This is a genomic window from Streptomyces roseofulvus (genome assembly GCF_039534915.1).
Lineage (GTDB): Bacteria > Actinomycetota > Actinomycetes > Streptomycetales > Streptomycetaceae > Streptomyces > Streptomyces roseofulvus.
In genome coordinates this window covers 479,439-493,310 of sequence record NZ_BAAAWE010000001.1, presented here as the reverse complement: position 1 = coordinate 493,310, position 13,872 = coordinate 479,439, and the positions used below count along the sequence as shown (strand labels likewise).

The following is a 13,872-nucleotide window of genomic DNA, read 5'->3' as shown; positions in this document are numbered from 1 at the left end:
GTGGTCACCACGGACTCCGCCGGCCTCGAGTCCGTGCTCCTCCAGGTTCCCCACCCCGTGGCCCTGCGAGAGCTGAGCCCGGGCCGGGATACCGATCGATGTCGACGTCGCCGCACGCGATGCGTTCTCCGCCGGTCGTCGCCGCGACCCGGCGGAGAACCGCATCCGAGGCAGTCGGCGTCCGCTGCGTCGGGGACTGCCCTGCGTGGAGAGGCCTCGGAGGAGCGCCGACCCGCGCCTTCGCTCCTCTCCGGAGCTTCCCCTGTGACACCGCTCGACGCGGTCGCCCCCCCGTCCGCTCCCCGGCGCACCGGCACCTCATGCGCCTGGGCGGGAATCCGGTCCGTGACCGGTCCGGAGGGGAATCCGGGCGGCCGAGTCGACCACGCGACGCGAGGGATCGGAGCCGGTGTCCAGACCTGGGATGCTAGAAGAAGCCGAGCTTCTTGGGGGAGTAACTCTGGAGGATGTTCTTCGTCTGCTGGTAGTGCTCCAGCATCATCTTGTGGGTCTCCCGGCCGATGCCCGACTGCTTATAGCCTCCGAAAGCACTGTGGGCCGGGTAGGCGTGGTAGCAGTTGGTCCAGACGCGGCCCGCCTGGATCGCGCGGCCGGCGCGGTAGGCGGTGTTCGTGTCGCGGGTCCAGACGCCGGCGCCCAGGCCGTAGAGGGTGTCGTTCGCCGTGCGGATCGCGTCGTCGAAGTCCGTGAAGGAGGTCACCGCGACGACCGGGCCGAAGATCTCCTCCTGGAAGATGCGCATCCGGTTGTCGCCCTCGAAGATCGTCGGCTGGATGTAGTAGCCGCCCTCCAGATCGCCGCCGAGACCGACCTGCTGACCGCCCGTCAGGATCTTGGCGCCCTCCTGCTGGCCGATCTCGAAGTAGGAGAGGATCTTCTTCAGCTGCTCCGCCGACGCCTGCGCGCCGATCATCGTCGCCGGGTCCAGCGGGTGGCCCGCCACGATCGCCTCCGTGCGGGCGACCGCCGCCTCCATGAACTCGCCGTAGTGGCCCCGCTGGACGAGCGCCCGCGAGGGGCAGGTGCAGACCTCGCCCTGGTTGAGGGCGAACATCGTGAAGCCCTCCAGCGCCTTGTCGCGGAAGTCGTCGTCCGCCGCCCACACGTCGTCGAAGAAGATGTTCGGCGACTTGCCGCCCAGCTCCAGCGTCACCGGCTTCAGGTTCGCGGCGGCGTACTCCATGATCAGACGGCCCGTCGACGTCTCGCCGGTGAAGGCGATCTTCGCCACCCGCGAGGAGGAGGCGAGCGGCTTGCCGGCCTCCTCGCCGAAGCCGTTGACGATATTCAGCACGCCCGGCGGCAGCAGGTCCGCGACCAGGCTCAGCCAGTAGTGCACCGACGCCGGCGTCTGCTCGGCCGGCTTCAGCACCACCGCGTTGCCCGCCGCCAGCGCCGGCGCAAGCTTCCACACCGCCATCAGGATCGGGAAGTTCCACGGGATGATCTGCGCCACCACCCCCAGCGGCTCGTGGAAGTGGTACGCCACCGTGTCCTCGTCGATCTCGCTGAGCGCGCCCTCCTGCGCCCGCAGCGCCCCCGCGAAGTAGCGGAAGTGGTCGATGGCGAGCGGGATGTCGGCCGCGAGGGTCTCGCGGACCGGCTTGCCGTTGTCCCAGGTCTCCGCGACCGCGAGCGCCTCCAGGTTCGCCTCCATCCGGTCGGCGATCCGCAGCAGCACCCCCGCCCGCTCGGCCGGCGCCGTGCGCCCCCACGCCGGGGCGGCCGCGTGCGCCGCGTCCAGGGCGCGCTCGACGTCCTCGGCCGAGCCCCGCGCGATCTCGGTGAACGGCTTGCCGTCGACCGGGCTCGGGTTCTCGAAGTACCGGCCGCCGGCCGGGGCGACGTACGCACCGCCGATCCAGTGGTCGTAACGCGGCTGGAACGCCATGAGCGCGCCCTCGGTACCGGGAGCGGCGTAGCGGGTCATGGGCAGACCTCCTGGGGGTCGGACGGAGCCGGGCCGCCGGGCCCCCGGAAGCGGGGCGCGCACGGGCGGCCGGACACGGCGGGCGCCCGGCGTCCCGGCCGGCGCGCTCTCACCGCCGAGTGTGCGGAAACGGACGTTGCAACCCCGTTGCACCCGAGGACAGTTCCGCCTCCAGCGCGTCGAGCCGCGCGCGTACGGGCGCCAGCTGCGCCGCCGGCACCGCCGCGCACAGCGCCCGCCACACCTCCACGTCCTCCTCGCCCCACGCGCTGTACGCCCAGTCCGCCAGCAGCCGCGGATCCGCCCGCGCCACCAGCGCCGCCCGCAGCCGGTCCGCCAGCCGTTCCCGCAGCCGTACGACGCCGGGCGCGGCCGACCCCGGCAGCAGCGGGCCCGCGTACGCGTCGGCCGCGGCCGCCACCGCCCCCGAGGCGAGACGCCGGTCCACCGCCGCGAAGTCCGCGTCCACCGGCGCGGTGAGCCGGTACGGCCGCGAGCACAGCAGCTCCGGACCGAGCAGGGACCGCAGCCGCGACAGTTCCGCCCGCAGCGTCACCGGCGTCACCGACTCGTCCTCGTAGAGCAGCGTCAGCAGCTCCCCGCCCGTCACCCCCTCCGGACGGTGCGCGAGCACCACCAGGATCTCGCTGTGCCGCCGGCTCAGCGACAGCCGCCGCCCGTCCACCGTCAGCAGCGCCTCGTCCCGGCCCAGCGCCGTCAGCCGGAGCCGCCCGGACGGCGGAGGAGGCGCGAGCAGCGCCAACTGGGCCTCCGCCGCCCGCGCCACCGCCCGTACCAGCCCGAGACTGTGCGGATGCGCCAGGGGCTCGCCGCCCGTCAGGTCGACCGCCCCGAGCAGCCGCCCGCTGCGCGGGTCGTGCACCGGCGCCGCCACACACGTCCAGTCCTTCACCGGCGGCCGGAAGTGCTCCGCGGACACCACCTGCACCGGTCGGCCGACGGCGAGCGCCGTCCCCGGCGCGTTCGTCCCCGCCGCCGCCTCGGCCCACCCCGCACCGGCCACGAAGTTCATCCGCCGCGCCTGCCGCAGCGTCGCCGGATCCCCCTCCACCCACAGCAGCCGCCCGCCCGCGTCGCACACCGCGAGCAGGTGCCCGCCGTCCCGGGCGTCGGCGCCGAGCAGCTCCCGGATCACCGGCATCGCCGCCGCCAGCGGATGCCCCTCCCGGTACGCCGTCACCTCCGCCTCCTCCAGCTCCGTCGGCGCCGCCCCGTCCCGGCTCACCCGGGCCCGCTCGGACCGCCGCCACGACTCCGCGACCAGCGCCCGCACCGCCTCCCGCGCACCCGACCCCGGCTCCGGCTCGCGCGGTCCGCTCCTCCGCGTCGTCGCCTCGCTCAACTCGGCCTCCCCATCGAGGACGTACGGCTTCCAGGCGCACATCGTCGTGGCCGCACCCCCTGCCGACAAGGACCCGGCGGAGACCGCATATGCCGCCTGTCCGGGAGTCGCCGACCTGGGCCGCGCGGCGTGCCGCGCGCCGGCGACACACGGCCCGCCGTCCGCGCCGGAAGGGCCCCCAGCCGTTAGCGTCGGCCGAGGCGCCCCCGCGCCGCGTGCCCCCGGACGAAGGAAGGCCTGCAGAGTGTCCCGGAACCGCCGCTTGATCCTGAGCCCGCCTTCCCGCGTGTGGGGCCTGCTCTCCGACGGCCGCCGCTACGGGGAGTGGGTCTCCGGTACGCAGCAGGTCCTCGCCGCCGATCCGCACTGGCCCCAGGTCGGCGCCCGCCTCCGCGTCCGGGTCGGCGTCGGCCCGGTCACCCTGGACGACACCTGCGTCGTGCGCATCTGCGAGCCCGAGCGCCGCCTGGAGCTGGAGGCGAAGGCGGACCCCTTCGGCGCGGCACGGATCGCGATGAACCTGATCCCCTGGGGCGAGCACACCCTCTTCCTGCTGGAGTGGCACCCCCTGCGCGGCCCCGGCACCCGCATGCACGGCCTGCCCGTCGACTACCTGGTCTCCATCCGCAACGGCATGATGCTGACGAAGCTCGCCCGCATCGCCGTACGGGAACAGCGGAACGCGGCGACACCCGTGTGACGCACCGCCGGACCACCGGGCGGCACGGCTGCCTAGGAGCCCCCGGGCGACGTGCCGAGGAAGCGGATGTGCGGGCGGCCGTCCGGGCCGGGATGCGTCACCTCGGACCGGACGCCGTAGACGTCCGCGATCAGGTCTTCGGTGAGGACCTCGGTCACCGGGCCCGCCGCCGCGATCCGGCCCGCGCGCAGCACCACCACGTGGTCGCAGTACATCGCCGCCAGGTTGAGGTCGTGCAGCGCCGTCACGCAGGTGAGGGGGAGGTCCGCGACCAGGGCCATCAGGTCGAGCTGGTGCTGGACGTCGAGGTGGTTCGTCGGCTCGTCGAGGAGGAGTTCGCGCGGCTCCTGGGCGAGGGCGCGGGCGAGCTGGACGCGCTGGCGTTCGCCGCCGGAGAGGGTGCGCCAGGTGCGGTGCGCCCGGTCGGTCAGGCCGGTGCGGGCGAGCGCGGAACGTACCGCTTGCTCGTCGGCGGCCGTCGCAGGGGACCACGCCCGGCGGTGCGGGATCCGCCCGAGGCGCACCGCGTCGGCCACGGTGAGATCGACCTGCGTGTCGGCGTGCTGCTCGACGACGGCGACCCGCCGGGCCAGCGCCCGGCGCGGGACGGCGCGCAGGGGGTCGCCGTCGAGGGTGACGACCCCGAGGTCCGGCGTCAGGACGCCCGCCAGGACGCGCAGGAGGGTGGACTTCCCCGAACCGTTCGGACCCAGCAGCCCGGTGAGCGTGCCCGGCCCGGGCGCCAGGCTCACGCCGTCCAGGACGAGAGCGCCGCCGGCGGTACGGGAGACGTGCGCGGCGCGGAGCCCCGTCCCGACGTCGGCGCGCGGACGCGTGTCGGTCATCGCGTGCTCCTGGTGCGGTACAGGACGAGGACGAACGCCGGGACGCCGATCAGCGACGTCACCACCCCGACCGGGACTTCCTGGGGATCGAGGACCGTACGGGCGAGGGTGTCGGCCCACACCAGGAAGACCGCGCCGGCCAGCGCCGTCAGCGGCAGCAGCCGGGCGTGACCGGGGCCGGCCAGCGCCCGGACCGCGTGCGGCAGGACCAGCCCGACGAAGCCGATCGCACCCGCCGCGGCGACGAGGACGGCGGTCAGCAGGGCCGTGACCGAGAGGAGCACCAGCCGGGTCCGCGCCACCGGCACCCCCAGCGTCGCCGCGGCGTCCTCGCCGAACGCGAAGGCGTCGAGCGTACGGGCGTGGCCGCCGCACACCAAGAGCGCGAGGGCGAGCACCGCCGCGCACACCCCGGCGTCGGCCCAGTCGGCGCCGCTCAGCGAGCCGAGCAGCCAGAAGAGCACGCCGCGGGTGGTCTCGGCGTCCGCGGCGGTCATCACCACGAACGAGGTCAGCGCGGAGAAGAGCTGCATCGCCGCCACCCCCGCCAGGACGACGCGGTCCGTCGAACCGCCCAGCGTGTGGCTCAGCAGCAGGACCAGACCGAAGGAGCAGAGCGCGCCGAGGAACGCGCCCCCGGCGACCGACACCGCGCCGCCGCCCACGCCGAGGACGACGACGGCGACCGCGCCGGTGGAGGCGCCCGAGGAGACGCCGAGGACGAAGGGGTCGGCGAGCGGATTGCGCAGCAGCGACTGCATCACCGCCCCGCACACCGCGAGCCCGGCACCGCACACGGCGGCGAGGAGCGTACGGGGCAGTCGCAGGTCCCAGATGATGCCGTCCCGGATCGGGCTCAGGCCGGACGGACCGCCGCCGAGACGGGAGACGACCACGGACCACGCGTCCCCGACGCTGATCTCGGCCGGACCGATGGTGACGGCCAGCGCGACGGACGCGCACAGGAGGAGGACCCCGGCGGCGCCGGCGACCGGCGGCAGCGCGCGGGAGGAGCGGACGCGCGGCGAGGCGGGGGCGACGGCCCGCTCCCGTGCCTCGCCGGCGACGGTCCTCAGCCCCGGCCGGGTCACTTCGCGAGCCCGTACGTCCGCAGCGCGGCGGCCACCTGCTCGACGCCCTCGACGGTGCGGATCGTCGGGTTCATGGCCTGGCCGCTGAGGATCACGTACCGCTTCTTCCGCACCGCCGTCATGCTCCGGGTGACGGGGTGGGACTCCAGGAACTCGATCTTCTTCGCGGCGCTCTCGGCCGACTGGGCCTTGCGGGTCAGATCGGCGATCACCAGCACGTCCGGATCGCGGTCGACGACCGTCTCCCAGTTGATCTGCGGCCACTCCTCCGTGGTGTCGTCGAAGACGTTCCTCACGCCGAGCTCCCGGCTGACGATCCCCGGCGCGCCACAGCATCCGGCCATGTAGGGGCCCTGGGAGTCGGAGAACCAGTAGAGGACGGACGCGTCGCCGAAGTCGGCGTCGGCCTTGGCCTTCGCCACCCGGGCGCGCAGCTCCCCGACGAGCTTCTCGCCGCGCTCCGGGACGCCGAAGATCCGGGCCAGGTCGCGGACCTCGCCGTACACGGTGTCCATGGTCAGCGGCGCGGTCCGGACGCCGTCGCCGTCGCCGCTGTTGTCCTTGCCGACGCAGTCGGCGGGGGAGAGGTAGGTGGGAACGCCGAGTTCGGTGAACCGCTCCCGCGGTGCCACGCCGCCCTTGCCGAGCGTGTAGAGGAAGGAGGCGCTGACGAAGTCCGGCTCGGTGTCGAGGACCTTCTCGAAGGACGGGTAGCGCTCGGCGAGCCGGGGAACCGTGGCGTTCGCCTTCTCCAGGCCCTTGAGGACGGGGTCCGTCCAGGTGGCGGTGCCCACCATCCGGTCGGCGAGACCCAGCGAGAGCAGGATCTCGGCCGAACCCTGGTCGAGCGCCACGGCGCGGCGCGGCGCCCGGGCCACCTCGACGCGCTGCCCGCAGTTGTCGAGGCTGACGGGCCCGTGGCCGGAGTCCGCCTCCTTCCCGCCGGCCGGAGCGGCCGGCGAGGCCGGACCACCGTCGGCGCAGCCGGCCACGAGGAGACATCCGGCGAGGAGCAGCACGGCGGAACGGACGGGAGGTGCGAAGGGCACGGTGAGGAGTCCTCTGCGTCACGGCTCATGCGCGGAGCCTGTCGTACGGTGCACCCCGGACGACGACCGGCGCCCCCCGGGTGCCAGCAGGTCTTCGGACTCGGGGTCGTCCGGACGGAACGCCTTCCCAGGCCCCTCGGGGCCCAGTGGCCGATGTCCCGCCCGTCACCCTCACCGCTGCGCGTCAGTTCCGGATTCCCACCGGATTCCCTGACCCGTGCACGTGCCGTGGCGGCCCGTACAGAGGTACGACTGGCCTGGGCAAGCTACCACAGACGGATCTTGGACCCGCCGGCCTCCCGTCGGGGCCGCCGCGGGCGCGGCCTCACCGCCGGCCCGCGACCTCCGCCAGGGCGTTCTTGACCTCCTGGGCCACGCGGGCCGCGTCGTCCGGGTTGTTCACCACGTCCGTGTGGTTCATGTCGACGACGAGGACGTCGCTGGCCGAGTAGTGCCGGTGCACCCACTCGTCGTAGCCCGACCACAGCGTCCGGTAGTACTCGACCAGGCTCTCGTCCTGCTCGAAGTCGCGCCCCCGCAGCCCGATGCGGTGCAGCACGGTCTCGAAGTCCGCCTTGAGGTAGACCATGAGGTCGGGCGCCTTGCGGTACGGCAGGCCCTCGATCTCCTTCATCATCTCGTCGAGCAGCCCCTCGTACACCTGCATCTCCAGGGAGCTGATCCGACCCAGGTCGTGGTTGACCTTGGCGAAGTACCAGTCCTCGTAGATGGACCGGTCGAGCACGCTGTCGTCCTGCTTGTACGCCTCCTTGATCGCGGCGAACCGCGTCTGGAGGAAGTACAGCTGGAGGAGGAAGGGGTAGCGCTTCGCCTGGATCTCCTCGGGGCTCGCCGAGTAGAACAGCGGGAGGATCGGGTTGTCGTCCACGCTCTCGTAGAAGACCTCGGTGCCCAGCTCCTTGGCGAGCAGTTCGGCCACGCTCGTCTTGCCGATCCCGATCATGCCACCGACGCAGATCACCGGCATACCTCACTTCTCCCTGGGGTTCTTCTGTTCGTGGACGGGGAGCCGGCCTCCCGTACCTCGCGGAACCGGAACGCTGTCGTCGACCGGTGGGCCGGGCCGTACCGCGGTCGCCGCTCCGAGCGACGGGTCGCGGCCCCACAGCCGCCATGAATCCTAGATGACGATCCGACGGGGGCGGGCCGGTGCGGGACGGCTACCGGCGGAAGAACCCGAGGCTGCCGGTGTGCCGGGAGCGGTCGCCGCGTGGATGGGCCGCGTCGGAGCGGTCGGCGGGGGCCGAGAGCGCGGCGAGGGACCGCAGGGTGGCCAGACCGGCCAGGACCTCGCGCCGGTTCCCCGCGGACTTCATCCAGGCGGGCAGCCGGGCGAACATCGACAGCGTCGGGGAGGCGTGCTTCACGCGGTGGTGCGCGCCGACGTACGCGGCGAGGGCGTCGACGTGCTCCTCGTCGTAGGCCCAGAGGATCCGTCCCGCGCAGCGCGTCTGGAGCCACAGCGGCTGCCGGAAGAAGGGATCCTCGGTGCCGCCCGGGCGGGCGCCGACGACGGCCCCGTCGCGCCGTTCGGGTGGGTGGTCGGCCGCCGTCCCACACCCGGGGCAGGCGAGCCGGCGTGGGTGGAAGAGCAGTTCGCCGAGGTGCTTCGGCGGGGTGAGACCAGGCTGGGGGACGACGAACGCGCGCCCGCCGCAGCGCGGGCAGACGACGAGGATCCGGCCGGTGAAGCGGGCCAGGTGGACGCCGTGGTCGTGGTGCCGGAGGGGTGCGGGGTGCGCGGACGAGGTGCCCATGGCGGCCATCCTCGCCAGCGGCCACCGGTCGGGGCAAGCGAGTTCGGGGCGGATCCCGTGCGGATCCGCCCCGCTCGCGGCCGGTCAGGGGCAGCTGACGCGGACGTCCGAGGGATCCGTGGTGCAGGTGTCCGTGTTGAGGCCGCCGTTCGCCGTGTCGTTGCCGGCCACCCCGTCCACCGTGTTCAGCGAGTCGTTGCCGTAGTTGCCGAGGAGCGTGTCCGCTCCCGGGCCGCCGATGAGGGTGTCGTTGTGGTAGCTGCCGTCCGCCCGGTCGTTGCCGGGGCCGGCGTGGACCGTGTCGTTGCCGAAGCCCGCGTTGATCGTGTCGTTGCCGCTGAGCGCGCAGATCACGTCCCCGCCGTACGTGCCGTTGAGGGTGTCGGCCCCGCTCGTCCCGATGATCGTGCAGCCGCGGGTGTTGGTCACCGTGGTGGCACGGGTCGCGGTGTTGTTGCCGGGTGTCGGGTCGTTCTGGGCGGCGGTGACGGTCGCCGTGTCGGTGAGGGTGCCGGTCCGCGACGGCTCGGCGACGATCGTCACGGTGGCGGTGGAGCCGGAGGAGCCGCCGGTCGGGGCGAGCGTGCCGATCGCGCAGGTGACGCGGCCCGGGACGGTCGTACACGTCCCCCGGTCGGTGGTGGCGGACAGGATGGTCGCCGTGCCCGTCAGGGTGTCGGTGAGCTGCACCTCCGTCGCCGTGGTCGACGTGCTGTTGTTCGTGACCCGGACGGTGTACGTGGCGGTGTCGCCGATGCTGACGGTGCCGGGCCCGGTCTTCGTCACCGACACGTCGATGCCGGCCGGCGGCTCGACGCCGCCCCCGCCCAGATACCGGGCCAGGCCGCGGTGGCCGTCCAGGCTGTAGGCGGTCCCCGCGAGCCCGGCGGCGACGATCCTGCCGTCGCTCTGCAGTGCCACGCGCGCGGCGCCGTCCGAGGAGCCGCCGAAGTCGGTGGTCACCTTCCCGTCGCCGCCGAAGTCCGGGTCGAGACCGCCGCCGGTGTTGTACCGGGCCAGGGCGAAGTCCCCGCCGTAGGTGCCGGCCGTGACGATCCGCCCGTCGGATTGGAGGGCGACGTCCATCGCCCCGCCGTCCTCGGGACCGAAGGAGGTGAGGACCCGGCCGTCGCCGTCGAAGCTCGGGTCCGGGGCGCCGCCGGTGGTGAACCGCGCCACCAGGAAGGAGTTGCCCTCCTTGCCGGTGACGACGATCCGCCCGTCCGACTGGAGCTCGACGCCCTCGCCGGTGCCGAGCCCGGTGGTGACCCGCCCGTCGCCGTCGAAGCTCGTGTCGAGGCCGCCGTCCTCGTGGTAGCGGGTCAGGGCGAGACCGCCGGCGTGACCGACGGCGACGATCCTGCCGTCCGCCTGCGGCACCAGGTCGCTGACGCCCTGACAGCAGCCGGTGCCGAAGGTGGTGGTGACCCGGCCGTCGCCGTCGAAGCCGGGGTCCGGGACGCCGGAGGCGTCCCAGCGCACCAGCGACCACAGGCCGTTGCTCGACCCGCCGGCGACGATCCTGCCGTCGGACAGCACGACGACCGACTCGGCCGTCTCGATCGCGTCGACGTCGATCTCGGTGAGGACCTTCCCGCCCTCGCCGAACGTCGGGTCGAGGCTGCCGTCGGGGAGGTAACGGGCCGCCGCCCACGCGCCGTTGCCGCCCCAGTCGGTGGACCCGCCCACCGCGACGATCTTCCCGTCGGGCTGCAGGGCGAGACCGCGGCCCTCGTCGTTGTTGGCGCCGACGAAGTCGGTGGTGACGATGCCGTCGCCACCGAACGTCGGGTCCAGGCTGCCGTCGGTGTCGTACCGCGTCAGCGTGAAGTCCCCGGACGTCTCCGTCGTGTAGCTGTACCCGATGGTGACGATCCTCCCGTCGGGCTGGATGACCATGCCCTCGGCCCCCGCGTACCCGCCCAGGTCGGTGACGACCCGGCCGTCGCCGTCGAAGGTGGGGTCCAGGTCGCCGGGCGCGGCCTTCGCCGCCGCGGGCAGGCCGAGGACGAGCGCCAGCGCGGTGGCGCCCACCGCGCCGGCGCGTGCGGCCCGGAGCCAGGGAGATTGCAAGGACATGCGGGACCACTCCGTCCGTCGGATCCTGGGGCCCACAGCTTTCTGCGACGGCGGCGGGCGCCCGGCTCCCGACGGGCCGCACTGCGCCTACTGGACGGCGGTGCTCCACCCCCACGGGTGAGGGGACCGGGACACCTCTCACCCGTCGTCGTGTCGGCGAACCCACTCCAGTGCCGCGGCCCGCTCGGCCTCGGTCGGCGGCGGATTCAGCTGGTCCGGGTAACGGACGAGGCAGTGCTCGCGCGCCGTCCGCACGCCGATCGCCCGGGCTGCGGGGGAGAGGCCGGGGTGCTCGGCCACCTCCTGGGCACGCTGCCACCACCCTCGGCTGCGCCCGTCGACGGCGTAGTGCCACAGCGGCTGCCCGGCGTCGGCGACCCCGACGAGGACCTGCCGGAGTTTGTGCTCGTGGACGCCGGGCGTGCCGAGCAGCCGGTCGGCCACGAACAGCGGGTGCACCCCGTCGAGGCGGGCCCGGACCAGCACCCAGGTCGTCAACTGGCCCACGTCATGGGCGCGGGAGGTCACGAACTCCCACAGCGCGGCGGCCTTCGACTCGTCGGGCGCGCCGAGGTGGGTGAGGAGCCGCAGCTCGTTCTTCCAGACCGGCCGAGGGCCGTCCCACCAGGAGAGCAGCTTCTCCGCCGCCGGGTGCCCCAGGTCGAGGGCGAGGCAGGTGAGGGTGACCAGGGGGTGGCGCCATTCGGTGTACGTGGTCCGGTACTTCTTGGTGAGGTCCTTCATCCGGCGCGGCAGCAGCGCCTCGACCTCGGCAGGACCGGCCAGGCCGTGGGCGTAGAGGAGTTCGAGGCAGAACCCGAGCCCCTGGAGGTCCGTGTCCGGGTCCGCGATCCGCTCCCGCAGCCAGCGCACGTCGCCCTCGGTGAGGGTGCGGTACCGGTGCCACACCCGGCCCAGGACGCCTTCGGGAGCGGTCAGGTCGGGACCGGTGCCGGACAGGAGCCCGTCCCGCGCCGCCTCGTAGCGCGCGATCGCGGCCAGGGCTTCCGCCGGGTCGGTGACGAACGCGGTGGCGGTCGGAGGGGCGCCGTCCGTTCCGGGGAGCGGCGCGGCCCCGGCCCGGTGGGCCGCCTCGCGGACGAGCTCCACGTGGTCGCGCGCGGTCTGGGCGACGAGGACCCGCAGGGCCCGCGGCAGCCGCTCGTCGGTGGCGAAGCGGACGGCCAGGAGCCCGGCGTAGGACCGGTCCGCGAGGCCGCTCGCGCCCGTCTCCGCGCGCCGGTCGGCCGCGACCGCCCCGGTCAGCGCCGCCGCCAGCCCCCGCAGGGCGGCCTCCGGCGCGTCGTGGGCGTCGAGTTCCGCCGCGAGAGCGCGCACGGCACGCACCGCGTCGGGCTCGTGCACCGCCCGGTGCAGCTTCAGCCAGGCGAAGGCCGTGCCCGGGGCGCCGGCGAGCGCGTACGCCCGTACGACCGCCAGCCCCCGCTCGGACGGCACGTCGGCCACGACGCCGGCCGCCCCGGGTCCGAGCGCCGCGACGGTCTCCCACGCCTCCTCCCGCCCGTGCCGCAGCAGGGCGTGGAGCACCTCCCGCCACCCCGTCCAGTGCGCGAGGCGCCCGTCGTACTCCTCCCGCCACGCGCGCAGGAGCCGCAGCGCCTGGGCGGACGTCAGCCCGTCGCGCCGCTCCAGCGCGACCGCGAAACGGGTCGCGTCCGCGAGGTCCTGTGCGGCGTCGAGCCGCTCCCGCAGCCACGCGGCCTCAGCGGGGGACAAGGGCCGGTACCGGACGTGGCCCGGGCCGCGGCGTACCGGCTCGTCGAGTGCGGCGAGGAACTGCCGTACGCCGTCGGGGTCCGCCGGATCGGGCAGCCCGTCGTCGTCCCGCCGCGTGATCCGGTCCAGCTGGAACGCGCCCTGCGGCCCGCCGTCGACGACACGGAACCCGGCCGGCCCGGCGCCGAGCCCGGCGGCGACGACCGCGTGGTCACCGCCCCAGTGGAGCAGCAGCCCGCCCGTGAGCGCACCGGCCCGGTCGAAGGCGCGCCCATGCGACTGCCAGTGCCAGTACGCGAAGGAGACGGGTCCGCCGAGGCCCCGCGCCCCGATCAGCTCGGCGGCGTCCGTGTGCCCGTCCGACTGCGTGTACCGTCCGCGCCCCGGCGGCGGCAGCACGACGAAGCCGTCACCGCCGAGCCCCCGCCACCAGGCCGAGATCACGGCGAGGTCCGAGCGCCGCCGTGCCGCACCGCGGCCGGCCTGGCCGCTGCCGGTGTCGTTCACGTCCCTCTCCCTGGTCGGAGGCCGCCACGAGACCCGGTCGCGGCTGGCGTGCACCCTACACAGGTGTGCGAAGGTCAACGGGTGGGCGGGGGAGAGGGCATGAGCCGCGTCGCCGAGGAGGAGAGGGAAGCATGACCAGGGCCAGGAGCAGCAGGGCGAAGGAAGCGGACGTGTCGGTCGGCCGTGTCCTCGAATGGCACGGCGAGGAAGGGTGGGGCGTTCTGGCGTCCGACGCCGTGCCGGGCCCCGTATGGGCGCATTTCTCGGACATCGAGGCTGAGGGGTTCCGCGAGTTGACGGTGGGCGGGCGCGTCACCTTCACGGTCGAGGAGGCCGAGCAGGACGGGTACCACTGGCGTGCGGTGCGCGTCTGGACGGAGGGCGACGGACGCCGTCCCTGAAGCGGTGCCGATGCGGTGCCGATGAGGTGGGACGGCCTGACGTCAGTTGGCGAAGCCGCCCTTCGGTTTGATGATCTCCAGGTTGGTGCCGTCGGGGTCGTTGAAGTACGCCACCTTGGTGCCGAGGGCCGCGTCCGGGGTGACCTCGCCCGCGACGAAGGTGTAGTCGTCGCCCAGGAAGTCGTACCCCGCTGCCCTCATCCGCCGGTACACCGCGTCGAAGTCGTCGACCTCCGGGGCACCGTCCACACCACCCTGACCCTGACCACGCCGAAGGCGGCCCCCACCCACGCCATCACCGCCGACCGCTCGACACTCCGCCGGCGCGCGACGACCACCCTGACGTACACGGTCCGCCGGGACAGCGAGGA

The 13,872-nt window shown here is 74.1% G+C and carries 12 protein-coding genes and 1 riboswitch; of the genes, 2 read left to right on the top strand and 10 right to left on the bottom strand.

Annotated elements, in window-relative coordinates:
• Positions 1 to 427 precede the first annotated feature (427 nt).
• The gene (gene exaC, locus ABFY03_RS02420) at positions 428 to 1,951 is read right to left on the bottom strand and encodes an acetaldehyde dehydrogenase ExaC (RefSeq protein ID WP_346169004.1); all 1,524 of its coding nucleotides are present in this window, start codon (positions 1,949 to 1,951) and stop codon (positions 428 to 430) included.
• Positions 1,952 to 2,060: 109 nt separating this feature from the next.
• Complete coding sequence (locus ABFY03_RS02415) at positions 2,061 to 3,356, bottom strand: GAF domain-containing protein (protein WP_346169003.1); 1,296 nt, start codon at positions 3,354 to 3,356, stop codon at positions 2,061 to 2,063.
• A 202-nt stretch (positions 3,357 to 3,558) separates the two neighbouring features.
• Between ABFY03_RS02415 and ABFY03_RS02410 the strand changes: the two genes are divergently transcribed.
• Complete coding sequence (locus ABFY03_RS02410; RefSeq protein ID WP_319013452.1) at positions 3,559 to 4,014, top strand: SRPBCC family protein; 456 nt, start codon at positions 3,559 to 3,561, stop codon at positions 4,012 to 4,014.
• 32 nt (positions 4,015 to 4,046) lie between these two features.
• Here ABFY03_RS02410 and ABFY03_RS02405 read toward each other — a convergent pair whose 3' ends face one another.
• The 7 genes from ABFY03_RS02405 to ABFY03_RS02375 all read right to left on the bottom strand — a co-directional run bounded on the left by ABFY03_RS02405 (position 4,047) and on the right by ABFY03_RS02375 (position 13,100).
• Positions 4,047 to 4,859, bottom strand: a complete 813-nt coding sequence (locus ABFY03_RS02405) for an ABC transporter ATP-binding protein (protein ID WP_319013453.1) — start codon at positions 4,857 to 4,859, stop codon at positions 4,047 to 4,049.
• Positions 4,856 to 5,860 (bottom strand): FecCD family ABC transporter permease, encoded by a 1,005-nt coding sequence (locus ABFY03_RS02400; RefSeq protein WP_319013660.1) that lies wholly within the window; start codon positions 5,858 to 5,860, stop codon positions 4,856 to 4,858. Before ABFY03_RS02400 ends, ABFY03_RS02405 begins: the two co-directional genes overlap by 4 nt.
• 86 nt (positions 5,861 to 5,946) lie before the next feature.
• Positions 5,947 to 6,999, bottom strand: coding sequence for an ABC transporter substrate-binding protein (locus ABFY03_RS02395; RefSeq protein ID WP_346169002.1), 1,053 nt, complete (start codon positions 6,997 to 6,999; stop codon positions 5,947 to 5,949).
• An 88-nt stretch (positions 7,000 to 7,087) separates the two neighbouring features.
• A riboswitch (cobalamin riboswitch) is annotated at positions 7,088 to 7,211 on the bottom strand.
• A gap of 113 nt (positions 7,212 to 7,324) precedes the next feature.
• Positions 7,325 to 7,987 carry a deoxynucleoside kinase gene (locus ABFY03_RS02390; protein ID WP_319013455.1) on the bottom strand — a complete coding sequence of 221 codons (663 nt, stop codon included), beginning with the start codon at positions 7,985 to 7,987 and terminating at the stop codon, positions 7,325 to 7,327.
• Between the two features lie 193 nt (positions 7,988 to 8,180).
• Positions 8,181 to 8,777 carry a hypothetical protein gene (locus ABFY03_RS02385; protein WP_319013456.1) on the bottom strand — a complete coding sequence of 199 codons (597 nt, stop codon included), beginning with the start codon at positions 8,775 to 8,777 and terminating at the stop codon, positions 8,181 to 8,183.
• Between the two features lie 84 nt (positions 8,778 to 8,861).
• Positions 8,862 to 10,856 carry a calcium-binding protein gene (locus ABFY03_RS02380; protein ID WP_346169001.1) on the bottom strand — a complete coding sequence of 665 codons (1,995 nt, stop codon included), beginning with the start codon at positions 10,854 to 10,856 and terminating at the stop codon, positions 8,862 to 8,864.
• 138 nt (positions 10,857 to 10,994) lie between these two features.
• Positions 10,995 to 13,100 (bottom strand): hypothetical protein, encoded by a 2,106-nt coding sequence (locus ABFY03_RS02375; protein ID WP_346169000.1) that lies wholly within the window; start codon positions 13,098 to 13,100, stop codon positions 10,995 to 10,997.
• Positions 13,101 to 13,231: 131 nt separating this feature from the next.
• Here ABFY03_RS02375 and ABFY03_RS02370 point away from each other — a divergent pair, with 131 nt between their 5' ends.
• Positions 13,232 to 13,501, top strand: a complete 270-nt coding sequence (locus ABFY03_RS02370; protein WP_319013459.1) for a cold-shock protein — start codon at positions 13,232 to 13,234, stop codon at positions 13,499 to 13,501.
• Positions 13,502 to 13,543: 42 nt separating this feature from the next.
• Here ABFY03_RS02370 and ABFY03_RS02365 read toward each other — a convergent pair whose 3' ends face one another.
• Positions 13,544 to 13,750 (bottom strand): VOC family protein, encoded by a 207-nt coding sequence (locus ABFY03_RS02365; protein WP_346168999.1) that lies wholly within the window; start codon positions 13,748 to 13,750, stop codon positions 13,544 to 13,546.
• Positions 13,751 to 13,872 lie beyond the last annotated feature (122 nt).

Bases quoted from the DNA above. Each gene is read 5' to 3' on its own strand.
- ABFY03_RS02405 (WP_319013453.1), bottom strand. From the start codon at position 4,859: ATGACCGACACGCGTCCGCGCGCCGACGTCGGGACGGGGCTCCGCGCC.
- ABFY03_RS02415 (WP_346169003.1), bottom strand. From the start codon at position 3,356: ATGTGCGCCTGGAAGCCGTACGTCCTCGATGGGGAGGCCGAGTTGAGC.
- ABFY03_RS02370 (WP_319013459.1), top strand. From the start codon at position 13,232: ATGACCAGGGCCAGGAGCAGCAGGGCGAAGGAAGCGGACGTGTCGGTC.
- ABFY03_RS02385 (WP_319013456.1), bottom strand. From the start codon at position 8,777: ATGGGCACCTCGTCCGCGCACCCCGCACCCCTCCGGCACCACGACCAC.
- exaC (WP_346169004.1), bottom strand. From the start codon at position 1,951: ATGACCCGCTACGCCGCTCCCGGTACCGAGGGCGCGCTCATGGCGTTC.
- ABFY03_RS02390 (WP_319013455.1), bottom strand. From the start codon at position 7,987: ATGCCGGTGATCTGCGTCGGTGGCATGATCGGGATCGGCAAGACGAGC.
- ABFY03_RS02380 (WP_346169001.1), bottom strand. From the start codon at position 10,856: ATGTCCTTGCAATCTCCCTGGCTCCGGGCCGCACGCGCCGGCGCGGTG.